This is a genomic window from Rickettsia endosymbiont of Cantharis rufa (assembly GCF_964026445.1).
In the GTDB taxonomy this organism is placed as follows: domain Bacteria; phylum Pseudomonadota; class Alphaproteobacteria; order Rickettsiales; family Rickettsiaceae; genus Rickettsia.
In genome coordinates, this window is record NZ_OZ032150.1 from 817,894 (window position 1) to 836,283 (window position 18,390).

Sequence of the window (18,390 nt, forward strand, 5' to 3'; positions counted from 1 at the left end):
GTTTTATATATTTTTTTTTATTATATACTAAACTGATAAATTATAGAAACCTAGATGAAAAAAATTATTATAGCAATTTCCGGAGCTTCGGGTGCTATATACGGTATTCGTTTGCTTGAAGTATTAAAAGAGCAAAATATCGAGACTCATTTAGTTATTTCGGAAGGAGCAACTCTTACTATAAAGCTCGAAACTAAATATTCTATAGATGAAGTTAAGTTACTCGCAAATTATTGTTATGATGATAAGGATTTAGGGGCTACTATTTCAAGTGGTTCTTTTAAAACTTTGGGGATGATCATAGCCCCTTGTAGCATGAAGACCTTAGCAAGCATTGCTCACTCAATGGAAGATAGTTTAATTAGTAGAGCGGCAGGTGTTGTACTTAAAGACAGAAGAAAATTTATTTTAATGACACGAGAGACTCCACTACATATTGGACACTTGGAAAATATGTTAAAAGTAGCGAGTTACGGTGGCATCATAGCACCGCCCGTACCGGCTTTTTATAATAACCCTAAAGCAATAGATGATATAGTGAATCATTCTATTACTAGAGTTTTAGATTTTTTCGATATTGAAACTAATTTAATTAAACGCTGGGGGTAGTTATGAGTAATAAAATCTCAACTGTACTATTAAAACTTGCATTAGAAAAAGCTCGTAATATGATTAATAAATATTCTCCGCCTGAAGAGAGTTTAGTAGATAAATTAATTGCTGAACGTAGAAATGAAGCAAAAAATGAATAATGTAAAATGTTCTGTGTTTTGTCGCTCGACTCCGATGTCATTCCCGCGAGGCATTGTTGCGTTGATCGAAAAAAGCACTTGATGTCATTCCCGCGAAAGCGGGAATCCAGTAAAAAGTGTAAATATAGCGAATTTTTGAAACTAAAAGCTCGATTTATCTCGCTTTACCGTGGATTCCCGCTTTCGCGGGAATGACATCGAGCAGATTTTTTGAGCCATGCAACAAGGTCCTTGACCGCTCGTAATGACGCTCCAATAACAATAAACTTTAACAAACAAAATGGCACGTAATAAAATAAATAAGGAAGTAAGTACACTAACTGATAACGAAGATAATTTACCCATACCAAGGGTCTTACCTTCTAATGTTCAGGCTGAGCAGATGCTGCTCGGAGCAATTCTAACCAATAATGAATTACTCAGTTACGTATCAGAGTTTTTGCGTTTAGAACATTTCTTTGAGCCTATTCATCAAAAAATCTATAATGCAATTGAGAAAATTACCGAGAAAGGTCTGATAGCTACTCCTGTAACGTTGCGTAGTATGCTAACTCAAGATGAGTTATTTAAGGAAATGGAAGAGACGGAATATTTAGCAAAGTTGATAACTATGTCAATGATGGTAATAAATCCGGTGGACTACGGTAAAATAATATATAATTTAGCAATAAAGCGTAATTTAATAAATATCGGCGAAGAAGTAGTAAATGACGCTTATAACTCCTCATTAGAATTTGAAGCAAGAGAACAGATCGAACATGCCGAAGCTAAACTTTACGATTTAGCTAGTGAAAGCTTAAACGAAAAGAGCTTTACTAGAATCGGTATATCTATTTCAGAGTCATTAGCTAGCATTAATAGAGCTATGAAAAATAACGATCATGTAATTGGTATATCTACCGGTCTGTTTGATTTAGATAATAAATTATTCGGTTTTCATAATTCTGATCTTGTAATCCTTGCAGGACGTCCATCGATGGGGAAAACGGCATTTGCTATAAATCTTGCACTTAACGCCTGTAATAATATGCGTCTTAAAAATATTCGCGATAATCAAGAAATTCAGTCGGTAGGTTTTTTCTCTTTAGAAATGTCCTCAGAACAACTAACCACGCGTCTACTTTCAATGTGTGCAGAAATTGATTCTACTTCTCTTCGTACGGGGATTCTAGGTGAAGAAAAATATAACCGTCTTCGCAAGGAAGCAAATACTTTATCGGAATTACAATTTTTTATTGATGATACCCCTGCTCTATCTATTTCTACTATAAGAACAAGAGCTAGAAGAATGAAACGCAAGCATAATCTCGGTATATTATTTATCGATTATTTGCAGCTAATTAGAGGAGCGAGTAAATCCGAAAATAGAGTTAGCGAAATTTCAGAAATTACTCAAGGCTTAAAAGCGATCGCAAAAGAGTTAAATATTCCGGTTATTGCGTTATCTCAGCTTTCAAGAGCAGTAGAACTACGTGAGGACAAAAAACCGATGCTATCCGACCTTAGAGAATCAGGAACTATAGAACAGGATGCGGATATAGTAATGTTCATTTATCGTGAAGAATATTATCTAACTAGAAAAGAGCCAGCAGCAGGCGACGTTAAACATGCTGAATGGTTGGATAAGCTCAACAAAGTATATAATATTGCCGATATAATTGTTGCAAAACATCGTAACGGGCCGGTTGGAAATGTTCCACTTTACTATGATAGTCAATATTCTAAATTTGGTAATTTGGAGAAAAGAACTTTTAACTCTGTTTAAACCAGAATTACTTTAACGTTATTATTGACATGGGTACCAGATCGTCATTGCGAGCGTGCTTTGCCTGCGTGGACCGATTTTCAGTCATTGAGAGGGGCGAAGTGGCGTGGCAATCTAGAAAAAGATTAAAAAAATTCTGTAAATCAGAATTTTTTAACTGGATTGCTTCGTCAAAACTTATAGTTTTTCCTCGCAATGACGATATTTATCTTTTATTTTTTTCTACTATCATAATATTTAATAGTTTATTTAGCTAATATATTAACAAGTTCATAGCCCATTATAAGTATCCCGACAATTACACATGCAGTAATCAAATATTTTTTCTGTAATTCTGGATAATAAAATTTACTTATCTTTGCTTTATATAACAGATAAACCGGTAATAAAATTGCAATTATTACAAGAATCATACCGGCAAACCCTAAAATTGTGATAAAAGCATTCGGTACTACTACTGCTACAATATAAGCCGGTAATATAGTAACAATAGCGGCAGTTATGTTACGAATTACCACATTCGGGATCACATTCATAAGCATAGTTTTAAGAGAATCGCATAACCCTACCCCTACTCCAAGTATTGATGTAGCGATAGCAAGAGTTGAAATTATCCAAACTAATAATTGTACGGACTGCCATTTTGCTATATTACTTAATTCCTTAATTAAGTCTCCGACTTCTATATTACTTGTAATCATTTGTTGATAAAATATTGGATTATTATGATGTACTACAATAAGGATACTACAAGTCCAAATTATATATACTATTGCAGGAATTAAGCTTCCAAATAAAAACGCCGTCTTTAGCATTTTAGCATTCTTGTTACAATAATTAGTTAGGGTATGGAAGATTACTTGAAAACCAAATGAAGTAAAGACTATCGGAGTTACTACACCCCATACAGATATTTCTTTATAATTTGGTGAGAATAACGGCAAATCATCCCACTGAATCATGGAAACAAGTCCAATAACTAAAATTGCAATTATTGTAAGTAATCCGATAAATAGCACCCGATTTATATAATCTACTAACTGTAGAGGTAATAATAATATTAGAATGCTAATAATAACATACCATGCTCCTATATAAGTTATATTTGTATTTAAAGTTAATAACTTTTGTAATATTGAAGAGCCGCCGTATATAAATACTGCAAGTAACGCATATGAAAGGAGTTTAAGGCTTATCGTACCGATAATTTGAGCAGTACGTCCCGAAAAATATTCTCCAAGTGCCCCGAGTGTTAAGCCTTTACCAGCTTGAAGGTTAAGCTCTAGATTAATTAAGGAAGTATAATACATTATAAACCAAATTATAAACATCAATATTATACTAGGTACTAGACCTAATTTTGCTAATACCATAGGTAGTGCTATCATACCGCTACCTATACAAGTACCTGAAATTAACAGGATTGAACCAATAAGTTTTTGCATAATTTAATGAAAGTTAGATTAAAGAAAAAAGATTTAATTTTCGCTAAAAAGAAAATCAGCTAAAAAAAGAAGATAAGAATTTTAAAGAGTAAAAAGTTTTGATAAGTAAAACTAACATTTGTATATTTTTATTAAAATGTATCTAACAGTTATAATATAATTATATTAATAATTAATGTCAAATTATTAATATTGCTTTTTAAGAGTATTTTTATATATTCTTATTAGACATTTTCCCAAACTTCGCTTCTAGAGGTAATTTAGACGTCGAGCCGGTACTCGCACCCTCACGTACCTCTATGTACGCTGCGGTGGCAAGTGCTTCCGTGTCTCCTTTAAATTCCTCTCTATAAGCTGGTTTGGGAAGATGTCTATTGAAATTTACTATATTTAAAAATGCAGAGACTAGCCAAAGTAATTAGTAATGCAGGTGTTTGTTCTAGGCGCGATGCCGAAAAGCTAATAATTGAAGGGCAAGTGAGGGTAAATGGCATTACAATTTTATCACCGGCTATAAATGTTGAGATTAGTAATCAAATTGAAGTATCAGGCGTATTAATCAATCAATCGCAAAAACCGAGGCTTTGGATATATTACAAGCCTGTCGGTTTAATTACTACTCATAAAGATCCTTTATCTCGTAAAACCGTGTTTGAGGATTTATCCGGTTTACCTCGTGTTATTTCAATAGGTAGGTTGGATTTAAATAGTGAAGGTTTGTTATTACTAACTAATAGCGGTGATTTAGCAAGAGAGTTTGAGCTACCTTCAAGTAGGTTAAAGCGAGTATATCATGTTAGGGCGTATGGGAATCCTGATATTCTACTAAAAAGCGATTATAAAAATTTAGAAATTGACGGTATATTTTATAATCCAGGGTCAATAAAGTTGCTTAAACGAAATAAGACTAATGCTTGGTTTGAAGTAATTCTATTTGAAGGAAAAAATCGTGAAATTAGAAAAATATTCGGGTATTTTGGGCTAAAAGTTAACAAATTAATTAGGGTTCAGTATGGTAGTTTTACAATAAGCAATCTAAAACCTGGAGCTTATAAAGAAATAAGTAATAAAATACTGGAAAGATAATTAGTAATGTACTTATTATTAACGTATTTTGACTAATCATATAAAAAGCACATGGTAAATCTTAATATATAAATGTAAAGAACAAGATTTAAACGACTACCTTGGCTATAGGCCTAATACTAAAGATCGTGCAAGGAGCGGCAAAGTTATAGAAAGTGCCGAGTTAGGAAATGACTTTCATAGTTAGAATAATTGCGCTATAAAATCTCCCAGATTTTTTGCAGTTTTGGTTAAAAATGTACCGAGACTGGGAATTATAGGAACTTTTTATGAAACGATTAAATTCAAAATTTACAGACTCACAATATAAATTAATTTCTTCCATCCGAAAGAAATTTCGTTCCTATTATGCAATAATGTTAAAATATTATGAATCTCATCATAAGTTCTTGGATGGTTTGCCAAAAATATCAGGTTCATTATTAACTAATATTGCTATTAAGTTGGATTTAGAGACCACAAGCATTACAATTCCTTCAGATAGAGCAGTTAGGAATTATAAAATAAGAATCCTACAACATTTTAATATTTCTGCTGTTAAAAAAACCGATAAGACTGATAGGATTGATTTGGAGCTACATTTAAAAAATATAATAAGTTGTGAAGGAATATTTGAATATGAGGTACTACAGGAATATGCTCAGGATTTCATAGTTAAGCAAGTATTTCTTCTATTAAGGAGTCTAATATAAGTAGAATCGTAAAAAGCACTATATACCAATATGAAAAAGATTTATTCCGAACTATAGTTGATAGTTTGGGTATTGAAACAAAAGCTTATCGAGATGAACTATTAATTATTACAGATGGCATGTCTAAGATGAATCATCTTATGCGTTGGGTAAGAGGTGCGACAGTAGAAAGCATAAAATCAGAGACTGAGAAATTAAGATTTTTAAAGCTTCTAAAATATCCAGAGATTGTAACAACTTTAACATCTGAGCACTTAAAACGCTATTATAGGAATATTGTCAATAAATACCCAAGTGCCATAAAAGAGATGCCAGATGCTAGCAAATATGCTCAACTGATTATTTTCTGTTTCATGAGAAAAGCCGATATAAGTGATTCTCTCGTAGAAATTCTTCTAGATACAACTCAAAAAATTTGTATTTCTGGAGAGAACAAATCTAGAGCTAAGTTTTCTAAATTAAAAGAGATTAGGAAAATTATGATAACAGGGGAGTATTGGAGATTTTAGTAGGTACTATCTTAGATCATGAAGAAGGTTTGATTAATAAAGTTATATATCCGAAACTTCCAAAGAAAAAATTGTTAGGCATTCAACAAAAATTATCAACTAAAAAGCTAGCCAACAAGTTTAGTGATTTATTATATTACAGTACTAGAGAATCTTTTGCTCGTTATTATAGGAAAATTATTGTGCCGATAATAGAAGTCTTAGAATTTAATTCTGTAAGTAGTAACAAGATTATAAATGTTATTAACTTAATTAAGGATAATATAAATAACAATAAGCGGTATTATTATAGCAATCAAGTATTGGAGATAGAACAGACGGTACAAAAATCACATAGGAATAAGATATTTGATAAAAATAGTAGAGTTAAGGAAATAGATTTAGAATTATGTGTACTAAATAAGTTAGGAAATAAACTTAGTAGTAGAGAAGTTTAGGTAAAGGGGGGTTATAAGTATCGTAATTCTAAAGAGGATTTACCACAGAATTTTTATCAAAATAAAGAAAAGTATTTTAATATTCTCAAGCAACCACAAGACGCCGATACTTTTATCAGTACACTGAAAGCAGAGTTAAAAAACGCATTATTTAGATTAAATAATGCTATTCCCCGAAATAAATTCGTGAATATTCTAAAAAAGCCAAAAGGTCATATAAGGGTTGCCAAAATAAAAGAGCAAAATTCCCCAAAGCAATTAGAGCTAATAAAAGAAGAAATGTTTAAGAGTTGGCTATCAACTAGCTTACTTGATGTTTTAAAAGAAGTAGATCTGTTTGTTAATTTTACAGATGACTTTATTGCAAGTGGTCCTAAAATAAGATTAGATAAAGAAAATATTTGGATCGCACCTCCATTTTGCAGATGTGGGTATTAAATGCTATACGTTCAATAAGAGTTCCGATGACTTTATCATGAATATCCAATGACTTGGAAAAACAAATTGTTTTACGTGTCAGTCTTTTGCATCTTGTTCTAAGATTTAAGTTACCCCGTTCTATCCGTTGAGTATATTTTTTACTAACAATGTGTTTTTTGGGATCTAATAACCTAGCATAACTTCCCCATCCATCTGTAAAGTAAAAAGTAACCTTAAAATCCTCCAGTTTTTTTCAGTAATGATTCTGATGTGCTATCACATCTTGTACCAAAAGTATAAGCAACTACTTTTAACAAAATCTTATCCAAAGAATATCAAAGCCATCTTTGTTTGGATTTATTCTGTACATAAGACCATTGTTCATCTATTTCAGGAGCAATAATTACTTCTATCGTATTGATAGAATGATTTATCTTTTTTAACGCTAGATTTTTTTAAAACACGGATAACCGTATTGATACCCACTTTTAATACTCTTACTGTATCCCTAACTCCAGAGCCATTGATTGACATATCTACTATCTGAGTCTTGACTCCAGGCTTAGAGGCATTATTAATATATTACAGTTAAAAATATCGATTACACTGCTTGCATTGATATCTCTGTTGTTTTGAAATTGAATATCCCGCCTTTACTACTTTTTCTGTGTCGTTATAATATCTACACTTAACATCTATTCTTGATCTACACTTAACATCTATTCTTGCCATAACTCCTTAACTATAATTCTCTCTTATTACTGTTTGAGGATTATAGACTATTCATGCTAAGCTGCAATACGGGGGGGCGACCAAGAGTAAGTTAATTGTGAAGTGAGTAGACCACCGACTATGGCAAGCCCTAGCGACCTTCGCTCTGCTCCTGTTGCTCCGACTCCAAGAGCAATGGGCATAGCTCCCATTAATGCAGCTAAGGTAGTCATTATAATAGGTCTGAATCTTATTATATATGCTTCATAGATTGCTTCATGCGAAGATTTATTGCCGGTTCTCTCAAGTTCTAAAGCAAGGTCAATAATCATGATAGCGTTTTCTTAACTATACCAATTAGCATAATCAGCCCAACAAATCCGTACATATCAAGTTCGCTATTAAATATTAGCAAGGTAAGTAATGCTCCAAATATAGCCGTAGGTAGCCCCGAAAGGATTGTTATAGGATGTACAAAACTCTCATATAACATGCCAAGAATTATATAAATAACTATAACGGCAAGTCCGAGCAATAAGCCAAGATCGGAAAAAGACGACTGAAGTGCTTGAGCTGCGCCTTGGAAGCTGCCTGTTATGGTTGCAGGCATTTGTAGCTCTCTTAAAGCCTCATTAACTTTTGGAACGGCGTCACTAATTGAATATCCATCTTGTATGTTAAATGATACCGTAACCGAAGGTAATTGTCCGAAATGTGAAATACTAAGAGGACCAACAGTATTAACAATTTGGCCGCGCCCCCGTATTGCAGCTTAGCATGAATAGTCTATAATCCTCAAACAGTAATAAGAGAGAATTATAGTTAAGGAGTTATGACAAGAATATATGTTAAGTGTAGATCAAGAATAGATGTTAAGTGTAGATATTATAACGACACAGAAAAAGTAGTAAAGGCGGGATATTCAATTTCAAAACAACAGAGATATCAATGCAAGCAGTGTAATCGATATTTTTAACTGTAATATATTAATAATGCCTCTAAGCCTGGAGTCAAGACTCAGATAGTAGATATGTCAATCAATGGCTCTGGAGTTAGGGATACAGTAAGAGTATTAAAAGTGGGTATCAATACGGTTATCCGTGTTTTAAAAAAATCTAGCGTTAAAAAAGATAAATCATTCTATCAATACGATAGAAGTAATTATTGCTCCTGAAATAGATGAACAATGGTCTTATGTACAGAATAAATCCAAACAAAGATGGCTTTGGTATTCTTTGGATAAGATTTTGTTAAAAGTAGTTGCTTATACTTTTGGTACGAGATGTGATAGCACATCAGAATCATTACTGAAAAAAACCGGAGGATTTTAAGGTTACTTTTTACTTTACAGATGGATGGGGAAGTTATGCTAGGTTATTAGATCCCAAAAAACACATTGTTAGTAAAAAATATACTCAACGGATAGAACGGGGTAACTTAAATCTTAGAACAAGATGCAAAAGACTGACACGTAAAACAATTTGTTTTTCCAAGTCATTGGATATTCATGATAAAGTCATCGGAACTCTTATTGAACGTATAGCCTTTTAATATCCACATCTGTAAAATGGAGGTGCGGCCTAAAGTTGATACATTTGTATCATTATTGATCAATAAATCTATCGCTTGATCCATTGCAGCATCTTGTTTCTGTGTCATTGTAATCTCTCTTTTTGTTATATTTTCTTTTATATAACCTTTGAGAAATTTACACACTTATTTGGACAGAGCCTTATAACAACATGGTATCAAATAGAGTATGAGTCGTAAAGGAAATTGCTTGGATAATGCTGTTGCCGAAAGTTTCTTTCATACTATAAAAACAGAATTAATGTATCAATATAAATTTTAAAACTAGGGAGGAGGCAGAATATGCCATATTTGAATATATAGAGGAATTTTATAACCGTATCAGAATGCATTCTGCTAACGATTATTTATCACCAGTAAAATATGAAGAAATACAAAATTGCGCTTAGACAACTGTCCGGAAAAGTGTCGACAGATCAAAGTTCCAGAATTTGCTGAAACTTTAACAGATTCACTTCTGCCTGAGTATTCAAATTATTTAAGAAAATACCGCTCGCTCGACTGCGTCTGCACTATGTTGTACTAAATCCTTAGCGATTTCTTTAGTAACCATCTTTTTTAGACTGTTTTTAAGTTCTTGCCTAACACATCCAAGCATTTGTGGTTCTGCTACAATAATCAGTTCCTTATATTTAACTTGACCATTCCCTGCTATTTTTTCTAAATGCTTAATAACACTTCGTGCTGCTTCTTTATGTTCTATATTTTTTAGAGAAGTGTGCGGCTCAAACAATGATCCCGGTGTAGATTTATTTTGGTAAAGGCTTTGTCTTTTTTCTCTATGGTGGTGATGTTCCTCAGAGTCCAAGGCTAATTTTAAAGGCTTAGTAGTAGTGATTTTAAAACCTTGTGCATCGTAAAGCATCATTTGTTTGCTATCAATAACTGCAATTAATTTTAACGGTGCTGTACCTACCATAATACCTCCATAACAATATTAGTATTTTAATGATAATACTAATTATTACATAAACCAATATTAATTTAATAATTTTTGCTTCTCGCTATTAATTATTTGCTCAATTTTGTCATTAAGTATACGTACGTCAGTTTGCTCCACCTCTTCTTTTTCTATTACACCTATAATCTTTACTTTTATAGTTCCAGGCTGCTTAAACCAAAAACCTCTAGGCCAAAATAAACCAGCATTATGAGCCATCATTACAATTGGAACTTTAGTAATCGAAGCAAGCTTTACGGCACTTGGCTTAAATTTCACCGTTCTATCAGGTGGAACTTTAGTTGATTCAGGAAATATTATTAACCATAATCCTTCCTTTATTTTTTCCTGACCTTCTCTTAAAATCTGAGCAACCGAGCTATTAGTACCACGGTCTACCGCAATCGGTTTAACCATCCGAAGTCCCCAACCAAGTAATGGTATGTTAAATAATTCACGCTTTAATACCCAGGAATGTTTAGGAATAATCAGTTGCATAAACATTTGATCCCAAAAGGATTGGTGATTAGACACGACTATTGAGATTGTCTTTGGTAATTTCTCCAGCCCCCCTACTTCATATTTTAGACCGCAACAAATTTTTGCAAGCCATACAAAAGCATAAGAAAAGATAATGGCAATTCTATATCTCATTTGATAGTTGACATTGAAAAATGTTACGGGTATGTAACATATAAGAAAGAAAATAGATGTAAATAACGATAATAATCCGTAAAATGATAAAATTCTTAAACGCCAAAGCATAATTATTAAATTAATTATTAATTAAAATGGTATTTATAACATAAATTTATAGCGAGTAAAATAAAAAGGTATTAAATGAGAAAAACTGCTCTTTCCGGTGTGCAAGCAACCGGTTCTTTACATCTTGGTAATTATCTTGGTTCAATTAGAAACTGGGTTAAAATGCAGGAAGAACATAATTGTTTTTTCTTCTTGGCAGATTTGCATGCTATCACAATTGATATTAAACCGCCAGAACTTAATAATTCAGTTATGGAAACTCTTGCAATTTACCTAGCAGCAGGTCTAGAGTCCGATAAAGTAACGATTTTTGTACAAAGTATGGTAAAAGAGCATGCAGAGCTTAGCTGGTTGCTTAATTGCGTTACACCGCTTGGATGGTTAAAGCGAATGACGCAATTTAAAGATAAAGCAGGTAGCGATCAAGAGAAAGCTTGCCTTGGGTTATTTTCCTATCCGGTACTTATGGCAGCGGATATATTGATATATAAAGCTGATATAGTACCTGTCGGTGAAGATCAAAAACAGCATTTAGAGCTAACAAGAGATATTGCGGGAGTGATAAATAGGAAATTTAATAAAGAAATTTTAAAAGTTCCCGAACCGCTAATTAACGGTTCCGGCACAAGAATCATGAGCTTACGGGATGGATTAAAGAAAATGAGTAAATCTGATATATCTGATTTTGCTCGTATTAATTTGAAAGATGATAATGACCTTATTCATCAAAAAATAAAGAAAGCCAAAACTGATCATTTAAGCTTTGTTAGCTATGATAAAGAAGAAAGACCGGAAATTAGTAATTTATTAGATATTTATAGAAGTTTATCCGAAGAAAGTTTGGAAAAAATAATCGATAATTATCAAAATCAGGGTTTTGCAAAATTTAAAGAAGATTTAGCTGAAATTATTATTACAAATCTACAACCGATACGTAATAAATATTTAGAATTAATGAACGATAGGGAATATTTATTAAAAATACTGCACAAAGGAGCAGAAAAAGCAAGAATTAGGGCTTCTGAAACGGTTAACGAAGTTAAAGAACAATTTGGATTTGTAATATAAAATTGATATTTTTTTCAAGATTTTCCTTGAAATATACAAGATTATTTGGTATGAATCTTCTTGGATAGGTGGCCGAGCGGTTGAAGGCACTAGTCTTGAAAACTGGCGTACGGGTAACCGTACCGTGGGTTCGAATCCCACCCTATCCGCCAGCTCTAAAAAATTTTATTTCATTCATATTCATTTCTTTAATCTTAATCTTTTTTAATTTTGCATCAATATATTAATAGTCTTTGCTAAGTAAATTTAAAACCACCAACATATAGGATATCTAAATGAAGGAGGAAGTTATAAAAAATTATAGGTTAAATAAATTAAAAGAAGGTAATGCCCGTAAACTTAATTGGCTTTTTCTTCCCAGCGGTCCTGGTATGGGAACTAACTACTTGATTGATTTTGTATCAAAATTGGATTTACAGGGTTCATTATATATAGGTGATTTTCCTGGAGATGGAGATAATTATAGTGCTGAAGAAATACATTACGATGCGTGCTGGTTACTCATTCTTTTAGTCGTATGTTTGCATTAATCATAGATAGTTTAGAAAAATTATTAGCGGGTTTAGTTATAATAAATAATGCTCCGGATAATAGTTGGGTGGGGTTAATAGAAGAGACTGTGGTTAAATATAAATTACCTAATTCAGCTGAGGATATAAAAAATTATATGAAAACCGAACAAATGATCAATTAAAAAAATTCTTTTATGTAAGCATTCCATATTTATTTTGTGAGCATGAAGTACCGGAAGGAAAACAGTTACTAGAAATTTCTTCATATAATATAAAGACAAGAATATGGGGGTGATCAAGAGTTTCATAACTCGTATAAATATAGCTGGATGTCTAATAAATTACCGACATTAATTTGTAAAAGTCAAGATTTAATCCTACAGACACTATAAAAACTATATCTGAATGTCTGATAAGTTATGACTGTCAGATGAGTATTCAAGATATAAGATTTCGTTATTCTTTTCAACATCTAACTTTTTACTATCCATAAAAGTCTGCATAGGCGTTTTACCATAGCGATATTTACCGGAATGTGATCTTTCGTTATTGTAATGCTCTAACCAAATATCAAGATCTAGTTGTAGATCATCAAGATCAGTATAAATCTTTTTACGCATAGCTGTATCAAAGAATTCTTGTTTCATAGTTTTATTAAATCGTTCACACATACCATTTGTTTGAGGAGAATATGCTTTAGTAGTAGTATACTCAATACCCTCAATGCTTAAGAACAATTCAAAAGCATGATACTCTATATTGCCCTTATATTTACCACCTCTATCAGTTAGAATACGAAGTACTGGTATTTGCTGACTCTCATACCACGGCAGTACTCTATCATTAAGCATGTCAGTAGCGGTAAGAGCTGTTTTATCAGTATATAATTTAGCATCTGTAACCCTAGTATAGCTATCAATAAATACCTGAGAATATACCTTGTCTATACTTTTAAAATTACCTACATATATAATGGACTGAAAAATCAAGACAAAATTTCGAGTAATTTACTTGGTAATTTTGTTCAAAATTAAGCTGCTATTTGTGTATGATGTTGTATACTATCGAGATATACATTCATGGGTTTTTTATACCCAATACTTGAATGAAATCTCTGATAATTATATTTACTGATATAATCATTGATACCCTCTTTAAGTTCTCCTATATTTTGATAATCATTAATAGGTCGCGCCTCCATTTTACAGATGTGGATATTAAATGCTATACGTTCAATAAGAGTTCCGATGACTTTATCATGAATATCCAATGACTTGGAAAAACAAATTGTTTTACGTGTCAGTCTTTTGCATCTTGTTCTAAGATTTAAGTTACCCCGTTCTATCCGTTGAGTATATTTTTTACTAACAATGTGTTTTTTGGGATCTAATAACCTAGCATAACTTCCCCATCCATCTGTAAAGTAAAAAGTAACCTTAAAATCCTCCGGTTTTTTTCAGTAATGATTCTGATGTGCTATCACATCTTGTACCAAAAGTATAAGCAACTACTTTTAACAAAATCTTATCCAAAGAATATCAAAGCCATCTTTGTTTGGATTTATTCTGTACATAAGGCCATTGTTCATCTATTTCAGGAGCAATAATTACTTCTATCGTATTGATAGAATGATTTATCTTTTTTAACGCTAGATTTTTTTAAAACACGGATAACCGTATTGATACCCACTTTTAATACTCTTACTGTATCCCTAACTCCAGAGCCATTGATTGACATATCTACTATCTGAGTCTTGACTCCAGGCTTAGAGGCATTATTAATATATTACAGTTGAAAATATCGATTACACTGCTTGCATTGATATCTCTGTTGTTTTGAAATTGAATATCCCGCCTTTACTACTTTTTCTGTGTCGTTACAATATCTACACTTAACATCTATTCTTGATCTACACTTAACATCTATTCTTGCCATAACTCCTTAACTATAATTCTCTCTTATTACTGTTTGAGGATTATAGACTATTCATGCTAAGCTGCAATACGGGGGCACGACCATCTCATCTATTCTATTTAATATACTTATATTATAGCTACTAACCTCTTGTACTTTATAATATGCTGAAGAACGGTTAACCCCTAATAATTCACATTGTCTTGTCTTTGGTAATTGTCCTAGCTTGGACTCTACAAGACTCTTTCTATTTAATAAATCCAAGCTTCTTAGCTTTCCCACTGCCCAATCCCTCTCGATTGTAGTTTTCCCCAAATCCTTCGCTAGTTCATCATTCCGTTCCTTAAGTCTATTAATTTGCTCTGATATTCACTAACTACCTTGGCTGGCTCAAATGCTATCGCTGCATTTGATAAAACTGCTTCTTTCAATGTGATATGCTATTGCTGCTAACCTTATATTTAGATGATAACTGTGATATTGTTACATCCTCTTTTAATAATTCTAACACTATCCTTGTCTTCTCTTTAGCACTGAAATTCCGTATCTGTTTTCTTGTCATTTTATATCCTATAAGTTATTGCCTGCATTCTAACTTATTACCAAGATACACCAACTATTTTTTGTCCAATTTTTTCAGTTCATTATATACCAGTCTTTTTAAGCTCATTTGATACTCGCATCTGACCATAAGCTGGGTATTCTACCGCCATATCTAATACTGCTCTCTCTACCGCAGGATCAACTCTATTTGCTATAATTGGCTTCTTCCGGCTAATCTCATATAACGCCTCTTCTCCCCCAGTTTCATATAGCTCTTTGAACCTATAATAACTGTCCCTGCTGTATCCCATAGCTTTACACGCTGACGATATACTTCCAAGACTCCTAGCTAATCCCAGTAATCCTATTTTTGGCTTTATTATTTTTTGATTTAGATTCATTTCTAATCCTCTATTTAATACTTATCTTATTTTACTAAATGTAAGATTGAATCTCAGCTATTACAATTAATTATTGGAAGTATAATGAACTGAAAAAATTGGACAAAAAATAGTTGGTGTATCTTGGTAATAAGTTAGAATGCAGGCAATAACTTATAGGATATAATTTTAACTGGAATATATTAATAATACCTCTAAGCCTGGAGTCAAGACTCAGATAGTAGATATGTCAATCAATGGCTCTGGAGTTAGGGATACAGTAAGAGTATTAAAAGTGGGTATCAATACGGTTATCCGTGTTTTAAAAAAAATCTAGCGTTAAAAAAGATAAATCATTCTATCAATACGAATACCCTTTTGATCTATCTAAGCTTTTTGCTGAGCATGCTAAACTATCATTTAGTTTATCCGTAATAGTTAAATTAAGTCTTGCCATCTTTTGATCTATATTCAAATTAATAACACATAACAACACGTTATGACACAAACTACAAATACTTATCCAACACGTCCGACATAATTTTGCGAGCTATTGGGGCAGCAGCTTTACTACCTCCTCCTCCATGGTCAACAAAAACAGTAACGGAATATCGAGGGTCATGATAAGGAGCAAAGCCTAAAAACAAAGCATGATTACGTCTTTCCCAGGCAATAGAGTCACGGCTTAAATCATCTTTAGCATTTAGTTTACCTTGTACTTGGGAAGTACCTGTTTTACCGGCAAGCTGTCTATTTTCACCCAAAATTCTATTATAATACGCCGTACCACCCGCAACATTCACGGTATTATATAAACTTTCCTGTATTATTTTGATATTTTCAGGCTTAATATTGACATTATAAAACCCTGGATCATTTTTTAATACTCTAGGCGTATATAGCTTGCCGTTACTTGCAATAGCCGTAATAAATCTTGCAAGCTGAATCGGTGTTACTCCTAAAAATCCCTGTCCGATTGCTAAATTAAAACTATCCCCTATTGACCAAGGAAGCTTTAATTTTTTCTTCTTCCATTCTTTTGACGGCACAAACCCGCTATTTTCAGGAGCTAAATCAATACCGGTTTTTGAGCCGAAGCCAAATTCTCTTGCAACTTCAAGAATTTTATTCGGACCTACTATTCTTGCTAATTCATACATATAAATATTACAAGAATGCTCTAAAGCAGACATCATATCTATCGTCCCGTGTCCGTTATGATTCCAGCATCTAAAGCTATTAGTATTAAGGACAGAACTACCGTCACAAAAAACTGTTTTACTAGGATTAATACCTACTTCAAGGGCTGCAAGTACGGTAATTATTTTAAAAACCGAACCTGGGGGGTACGAGTTTTGTATTACCTTATTAATTAAAGGTTTATAAGGATCGCTTGTTAAACTTTGCCAATAACTTTCTGATAATTTACTAAAATTATTCGATTCAAAACCGGGCGTAGAAGCACAAATCAGTACACTTCCGGTTCTACTATCCATAACTATTGCTGAAGAACCTTTGGGATTTAAGTATTGCTGTATATTTTGCTGAAGAGAAGCATCGATATTTAAAGGCATGTCTTCCCCTGATTTAGTGGGGGTTCCTGCTATTTCTCTTACTTGTTTACCGTAAGCGTTTACTTCAACTTTTTTATAACCGAATTCTCCTTGTAATTTGTTATCGTAATATTTTTCAATACCGGATTTACCAATATTAAAATCACTTAAACTATGTATATTTAATTCCTGCTTCTCTTGCTCATTTATCTGACCAAGATAACCGATTAGATGAGATACGGTAGCTGAAAAAGGATATGATCTTAAATATCCTATATCGATAAATATTGAAGTTAGTTTGTGCTTTTGTTCTTCAATCATCGATACTTGCTGCCAATCAAGCTGATCAAGTATTATTAAAGGGGTGTGACGACTAGATTTTTTAATCTTTTGTTTGATATGATTATATTTTTCCGGAGATAAATTTAAAATATTACTAATTATTTCTAATTCATCCCTATAATTATTATTAATACTCCTATCTATTACTAGCTGATAACATGGTTTATTAGTAGCTAAAATATTGCCTTCTAAATCATAAATCCTTCCTCTACTAGGCGGGAGTAACACAAAACTAATACGATTCTTATCTGATAAAGTCTTATATTCTTCACTTTTAATAAGCTGTAAATAAAACATTCTTATTCCAAGCAGCGATAGAAATCCGAGTTTACCTACCCCGATTATAAAAGCCCTTCGTGAAATTAACTCACCATGGAGTATTTTTTTATTTAGCATACTTTTTAAAGTAACTCAGAGGGGAATCAAGTATAAGACGAACCACATTATAAGAAAATATAGTTGTTAGAAATTGAAAGAAAATTATCAAATATCCATCTGCTTCTAGCTTCTTGATTGTTACTAATAAATATTTAAAATTCAATATAAATAAACAATAAGCACAAAAAACAACAAAATTTATCAAATAGTTTTTAGCTATAAAAAATTTTGAAGATAATTTATAAATTATATATGCAGATAAAAAAACTAACGAATTTGCACTGATAGGCATACCGCTTGTTTGATCTATCAATAATCCAAGAAAAAATATTCCAAAAATATTTAAGGAGTATAATGACATAAAATAATAAATAAATATAATTTCTATCGCCGGAAAAATTCTACTTTGAATGCCTATTTTATAACTCAGCAACGGGAATAATATTATAAAAAAACATAGCAAAGCAAGCAACAATTTTAATGTTATTTGTAAGCTATTTTTATATATGCTCTGTTTTATCTTTAACATGAATAGTTTTTTATTATGTGTTTTGTACTGTGTTATACTACAATTAGTTGTCATTCCGC

Annotated in this window: 26 protein-coding genes, 1 tRNA gene and 7 pseudogenes; 17 read left to right on the forward strand and 17 right to left on the reverse strand. The window is 32.3% G+C overall.

The genetic code is table 11. From position 1 onward, the window contains the following. Positions 1-54: 54 nt before the first annotated feature. The 3 genes from AAGD46_RS04625 to AAGD46_RS04635 all read left to right on the forward strand — a co-directional run bounded on the left by AAGD46_RS04625 (position 55) and on the right by AAGD46_RS04635 (position 2,517). Positions 55-609: a flavin prenyltransferase UbiX gene (locus AAGD46_RS04625; protein WP_341786730.1), complete on the forward strand. Its 555-nt coding sequence runs from the start codon at positions 55-57 to the stop codon at positions 607-609. 2 nt (positions 610-611) lie between these two features. Beyond that, positions 612-752, forward strand: a complete 141-nt coding sequence (locus AAGD46_RS04630) for a hypothetical protein (protein ID WP_341786731.1) — start codon at positions 612-614, stop codon at positions 750-752. A gap of 280 nt (positions 753-1,032) precedes the next feature. Beyond that, positions 1,033-2,517, forward strand: a complete 1,485-nt coding sequence (locus AAGD46_RS04635; protein WP_341786732.1) for a replicative DNA helicase — start codon at positions 1,033-1,035, stop codon at positions 2,515-2,517. Positions 2,518-2,867: 350 nt separating this feature from the next. On the opposite strand, the pseudogene AAGD46_RS04640 reads toward AAGD46_RS04635, so the two are convergent. Next, positions 2,868-3,962, reverse strand: a pseudogene (locus AAGD46_RS04640) (amino acid permease); the annotation flags it as partial. Positions 3,963-4,358: 396 nt separating this feature from the next. Here AAGD46_RS04640 and AAGD46_RS04650 point away from each other — a divergent pair. From AAGD46_RS04650 to AAGD46_RS04670, 5 genes are all read left to right on the forward strand, one after another. Continuing rightward, positions 4,359-5,048, forward strand: a complete 690-nt coding sequence (locus AAGD46_RS04650; protein WP_341786733.1) for a pseudouridine synthase — start codon at positions 4,359-4,361, stop codon at positions 5,046-5,048. Positions 5,049-5,317: 269 nt separating this feature from the next. After that, positions 5,318-5,740, forward strand: coding sequence for a hypothetical protein (locus tag AAGD46_RS04655; protein WP_341786734.1), 423 nt, complete (start codon positions 5,318-5,320; stop codon positions 5,738-5,740). A gap of 65 nt (positions 5,741-5,805) precedes the next feature. After that, entirely contained in the window at positions 5,806-6,249 is a 444-nt protein-coding gene (locus tag AAGD46_RS04660; protein WP_341786735.1) for a hypothetical protein, read from the forward strand. Continuing rightward, on the forward strand, positions 6,237-6,686 hold the full coding sequence (locus AAGD46_RS04665) for a hypothetical protein (protein WP_341786736.1): 450 nt from the start codon (positions 6,237-6,239) through the stop codon (positions 6,684-6,686). Before AAGD46_RS04660 ends, AAGD46_RS04665 begins: the two co-directional genes overlap by 13 nt. 186 nt (positions 6,687-6,872) lie before the next feature. After that, on the forward strand, positions 6,873-7,124 hold the full coding sequence (locus tag AAGD46_RS04670) for a hypothetical protein (protein ID WP_341786737.1): 252 nt from the start codon (positions 6,873-6,875) through the stop codon (positions 7,122-7,124). Here the strand turns inward: AAGD46_RS04670 and AAGD46_RS09095 are convergent. The 4 genes and pseudogenes from AAGD46_RS09095 to AAGD46_RS04680 all read right to left on the reverse strand — a co-directional run. Continuing rightward, positions 7,060-7,353, reverse strand: coding sequence for an IS1 family transposase (locus AAGD46_RS09095; RefSeq protein WP_410525975.1), 294 nt, complete (start codon positions 7,351-7,353; stop codon positions 7,060-7,062). The genes AAGD46_RS04670 and AAGD46_RS09095 overlap by 65 nt on opposite strands. Positions 7,354-7,441: 88 nt before the next feature. Further along, positions 7,442-7,540 (reverse strand): IS1 family transposase, encoded by a 99-nt coding sequence (locus AAGD46_RS09100; RefSeq protein WP_410525956.1) that lies wholly within the window; start codon positions 7,538-7,540, stop codon positions 7,442-7,444. Next, entirely contained in the window at positions 7,497-7,640 is a 144-nt protein-coding gene (locus AAGD46_RS09105) for an IS1-like element transposase (RefSeq protein ID WP_341786690.1), read from the reverse strand. The genes AAGD46_RS09100 and AAGD46_RS09105 overlap by 44 nt, the downstream gene beginning before the upstream one ends. 254 nt (positions 7,641-7,894) lie before the next feature. Next, positions 7,895-8,568: pseudogene (locus tag AAGD46_RS04680) on the reverse strand (efflux RND transporter permease subunit); the annotation flags it as partial. A 279-nt stretch (positions 8,569-8,847) separates the two neighbouring features. On the opposite strand from AAGD46_RS04680, the gene AAGD46_RS09110 reads away from it, so the two are divergent. The 3 genes and pseudogenes from AAGD46_RS09110 to AAGD46_RS09120 form a co-directional block, all read left to right on the forward strand. Continuing rightward, positions 8,848-8,991: an IS1-like element transposase gene (locus AAGD46_RS09110; RefSeq protein WP_341786690.1), complete on the forward strand. Its 144-nt coding sequence runs from the start codon at positions 8,848-8,850 to the stop codon at positions 8,989-8,991. A 1-nt stretch (position 8,992) separates the two neighbouring features. Next, entirely contained in the window at positions 8,993-9,148 is a 156-nt protein-coding gene (locus tag AAGD46_RS09115; protein WP_410525963.1) for an IS1 family transposase, read from the forward strand. A 55-nt stretch (positions 9,149-9,203) separates the two neighbouring features. After that, positions 9,204-9,368: pseudogene (locus AAGD46_RS09120) on the forward strand (IS1 family transposase); the annotation flags it as partial. On the opposite strand, the gene AAGD46_RS04690 reads toward AAGD46_RS09120, so the two are convergent. Further along, positions 9,312-9,476, reverse strand: a complete 165-nt coding sequence (locus AAGD46_RS04690; protein ID WP_341786738.1) for a hypothetical protein — start codon at positions 9,474-9,476, stop codon at positions 9,312-9,314. The pseudogene AAGD46_RS09120 and the gene AAGD46_RS04690 sit on opposite strands and share 57 nt — an antisense overlap. A gap of 97 nt (positions 9,477-9,573) precedes the next feature. Here AAGD46_RS04690 and AAGD46_RS04695 point away from each other — a divergent pair. Then, positions 9,574-9,796: pseudogene (locus AAGD46_RS04695) on the forward strand (IS3 family transposase); the annotation flags it as partial. 89 nt (positions 9,797-9,885) lie between these two features. On the opposite strand, the gene AAGD46_RS04700 reads toward AAGD46_RS04695, so the two are convergent. Both AAGD46_RS04700 and AAGD46_RS04705 read right to left on the reverse strand, forming a co-directional pair. Continuing rightward, the gene (locus tag AAGD46_RS04700) at positions 9,886-10,326 is read right to left on the reverse strand and encodes a host attachment protein (RefSeq protein ID WP_341786739.1); all 441 of its coding nucleotides are present in this window, start codon (positions 10,324-10,326) and stop codon (positions 9,886-9,888) included. Positions 10,327-10,386: 60 nt separating this feature from the next. Continuing rightward, complete coding sequence (locus AAGD46_RS04705) at positions 10,387-11,112, reverse strand: lysophospholipid acyltransferase family protein (RefSeq protein ID WP_341786740.1); 726 nt, start codon at positions 11,110-11,112, stop codon at positions 10,387-10,389. A 75-nt stretch (positions 11,113-11,187) separates the two neighbouring features. On the opposite strand from AAGD46_RS04705, the gene trpS reads away from it, so the two are divergent. From trpS to AAGD46_RS04725, 4 genes are all read left to right on the forward strand, one after another. Next, positions 11,188-12,180 carry a tryptophan--tRNA ligase gene (gene trpS / locus AAGD46_RS04710; protein WP_341786741.1) on the forward strand — a complete coding sequence of 331 codons (993 nt, stop codon included), beginning with the start codon at positions 11,188-11,190 and terminating at the stop codon, positions 12,178-12,180. Positions 12,181-12,242: 62 nt separating this feature from the next. Then, positions 12,243-12,332 (forward strand) — tRNA-Ser (locus tag AAGD46_RS04715). A 123-nt stretch (positions 12,333-12,455) separates the two neighbouring features. Further along, positions 12,456-12,710, forward strand: coding sequence for a hypothetical protein (locus tag AAGD46_RS04720; RefSeq protein ID WP_341786742.1), 255 nt, complete (start codon positions 12,456-12,458; stop codon positions 12,708-12,710). After that, on the forward strand, positions 12,698-12,874 hold the full coding sequence (locus AAGD46_RS04725) for a hypothetical protein (protein WP_341786743.1): 177 nt from the start codon (positions 12,698-12,700) through the stop codon (positions 12,872-12,874). The genes AAGD46_RS04720 and AAGD46_RS04725 overlap by 13 nt, the downstream gene beginning before the upstream one ends. 213 nt (positions 12,875-13,087) lie before the next feature. Here AAGD46_RS04725 and AAGD46_RS04730 read toward each other — a convergent pair. The 7 genes and pseudogenes from AAGD46_RS04730 to AAGD46_RS04750 all read right to left on the reverse strand — a co-directional run. Further along, positions 13,088-13,672: pseudogene (locus AAGD46_RS04730) on the reverse strand (integrase core domain-containing protein); the annotation flags it as partial. Positions 13,673-13,722: 50 nt separating this feature from the next. Next, on the reverse strand, positions 13,723-13,893 hold the full coding sequence (locus tag AAGD46_RS04735) for an IS3 family transposase (RefSeq protein WP_341787966.1): 171 nt from the start codon (positions 13,891-13,893) through the stop codon (positions 13,723-13,725). A gap of 78 nt (positions 13,894-13,971) precedes the next feature. Beyond that, positions 13,972-14,073, reverse strand: a pseudogene (locus tag AAGD46_RS09125) (IS1 family transposase); the annotation flags it as partial. Between the two features lie 157 nt (positions 14,074-14,230). Further along, positions 14,231-14,329 carry an IS1 family transposase gene (locus tag AAGD46_RS09130; protein WP_410525950.1) on the reverse strand — a complete coding sequence of 33 codons (99 nt, stop codon included), beginning with the start codon at positions 14,327-14,329 and terminating at the stop codon, positions 14,231-14,233. Further along, positions 14,286-14,429, reverse strand: a complete 144-nt coding sequence (locus tag AAGD46_RS09135; RefSeq protein WP_341786690.1) for an IS1-like element transposase — start codon at positions 14,427-14,429, stop codon at positions 14,286-14,288. The genes AAGD46_RS09130 and AAGD46_RS09135 overlap by 44 nt, the downstream gene beginning before the upstream one ends. Positions 14,430-14,678: 249 nt before the next feature. Then, positions 14,679-14,921: a hypothetical protein gene (locus AAGD46_RS04745; RefSeq protein WP_341786744.1), complete on the reverse strand. Its 243-nt coding sequence runs from the start codon at positions 14,919-14,921 to the stop codon at positions 14,679-14,681. 332 nt (positions 14,922-15,253) lie between these two features. Then, positions 15,254-15,550, reverse strand: a pseudogene (locus AAGD46_RS04750) (helix-turn-helix domain-containing protein); the annotation flags it as partial. A gap of 226 nt (positions 15,551-15,776) precedes the next feature. On the opposite strand from AAGD46_RS04750, the gene AAGD46_RS04755 reads away from it, so the two are divergent. Beyond that, positions 15,777-15,866, forward strand: a complete 90-nt coding sequence (locus AAGD46_RS04755) for an IS1-like element transposase (protein ID WP_341786649.1) — start codon at positions 15,777-15,779, stop codon at positions 15,864-15,866. Positions 15,867-16,038: 172 nt separating this feature from the next. On the opposite strand, the gene mrdA is transcribed toward AAGD46_RS04755, so the two are convergent. Further along, positions 16,039-17,820 (reverse strand): penicillin-binding protein 2, encoded by a 1,782-nt coding sequence (gene mrdA, locus AAGD46_RS04760; RefSeq protein ID WP_341786745.1) that lies wholly within the window; start codon positions 17,818-17,820, stop codon positions 16,039-16,041. Then, a complete protein-coding gene (locus AAGD46_RS04765) occupies positions 17,810-18,331 on the reverse strand; it encodes a hypothetical protein (protein WP_341787901.1) in 522 nt (173 codons plus the stop codon). The genes mrdA and AAGD46_RS04765 overlap by 11 nt, the downstream gene beginning before the upstream one ends. Between the last annotated feature and the right edge of the window lie 59 nt (positions 18,332-18,390).

What these genes read in the sequence shown, in the direction of transcription:
- AAGD46_RS09135 (WP_341786690.1), bottom strand. Translation starts at nt 14,429, where the DNA reads ATGTCAATCAATGGCTCTGGAGTTAGGGATACAGTAAGAGTATTAAAA.
- AAGD46_RS04705 (WP_341786740.1), bottom strand. Translation starts at nt 11,112, where the DNA reads ATGCTTTGGCGTTTAAGAATTTTATCATTTTACGGATTATTATCGTTA.
- AAGD46_RS04720 (WP_341786742.1), top strand. Translation starts at nt 12,456, where the DNA reads ATGAAGGAGGAAGTTATAAAAAATTATAGGTTAAATAAATTAAAAGAA.
- AAGD46_RS04635 (WP_341786732.1), top strand. Translation starts at nt 1,033, where the DNA reads ATGGCACGTAATAAAATAAATAAGGAAGTAAGTACACTAACTGATAAC.
- AAGD46_RS09105 (WP_341786690.1), bottom strand. Translation starts at nt 7,640, where the DNA reads ATGTCAATCAATGGCTCTGGAGTTAGGGATACAGTAAGAGTATTAAAA.
- mrdA (WP_341786745.1), bottom strand. Translation starts at nt 17,820, where the DNA reads ATGCTAAATAAAAAAATACTCCATGGTGAGTTAATTTCACGAAGGGCT.
- AAGD46_RS04765 (WP_341787901.1), bottom strand. Translation starts at nt 18,331, where the DNA reads ATGTTAAAGATAAAACAGAGCATATATAAAAATAGCTTACAAATAACA.
- AAGD46_RS04630 (WP_341786731.1), top strand. Translation starts at nt 612, where the DNA reads ATGAGTAATAAAATCTCAACTGTACTATTAAAACTTGCATTAGAAAAA.
- AAGD46_RS04725 (WP_341786743.1), top strand. Translation starts at nt 12,698, where the DNA reads ATGTTTGCATTAATCATAGATAGTTTAGAAAAATTATTAGCGGGTTTA.
- AAGD46_RS04755 (WP_341786649.1), top strand. Translation starts at nt 15,777, where the DNA reads ATGTCAATCAATGGCTCTGGAGTTAGGGATACAGTAAGAGTATTAAAA.
- trpS (WP_341786741.1), top strand. Translation starts at nt 11,188, where the DNA reads ATGAGAAAAACTGCTCTTTCCGGTGTGCAAGCAACCGGTTCTTTACAT.
- AAGD46_RS09110 (WP_341786690.1), top strand. Translation starts at nt 8,848, where the DNA reads ATGTCAATCAATGGCTCTGGAGTTAGGGATACAGTAAGAGTATTAAAA.
- AAGD46_RS04625 (WP_341786730.1), top strand. Translation starts at nt 55, where the DNA reads ATGAAAAAAATTATTATAGCAATTTCCGGAGCTTCGGGTGCTATATAC.
- AAGD46_RS04650 (WP_341786733.1), top strand. Translation starts at nt 4,359, where the DNA reads ATGCAGAGACTAGCCAAAGTAATTAGTAATGCAGGTGTTTGTTCTAGG.
- AAGD46_RS04700 (WP_341786739.1), bottom strand. Translation starts at nt 10,326, where the DNA reads ATGGTAGGTACAGCACCGTTAAAATTAATTGCAGTTATTGATAGCAAA.
- AAGD46_RS04735 (WP_341787966.1), bottom strand. Translation starts at nt 13,893, where the DNA reads ATGGAGGCGCGACCTATTAATGATTATCAAAATATAGGAGAACTTAAA.
- AAGD46_RS04690 (WP_341786738.1), bottom strand. Translation starts at nt 9,476, where the DNA reads ATGACACAGAAACAAGATGCTGCAATGGATCAAGCGATAGATTTATTG.
- AAGD46_RS04655 (WP_341786734.1), top strand. Translation starts at nt 5,318, where the DNA reads ATGAAACGATTAAATTCAAAATTTACAGACTCACAATATAAATTAATT.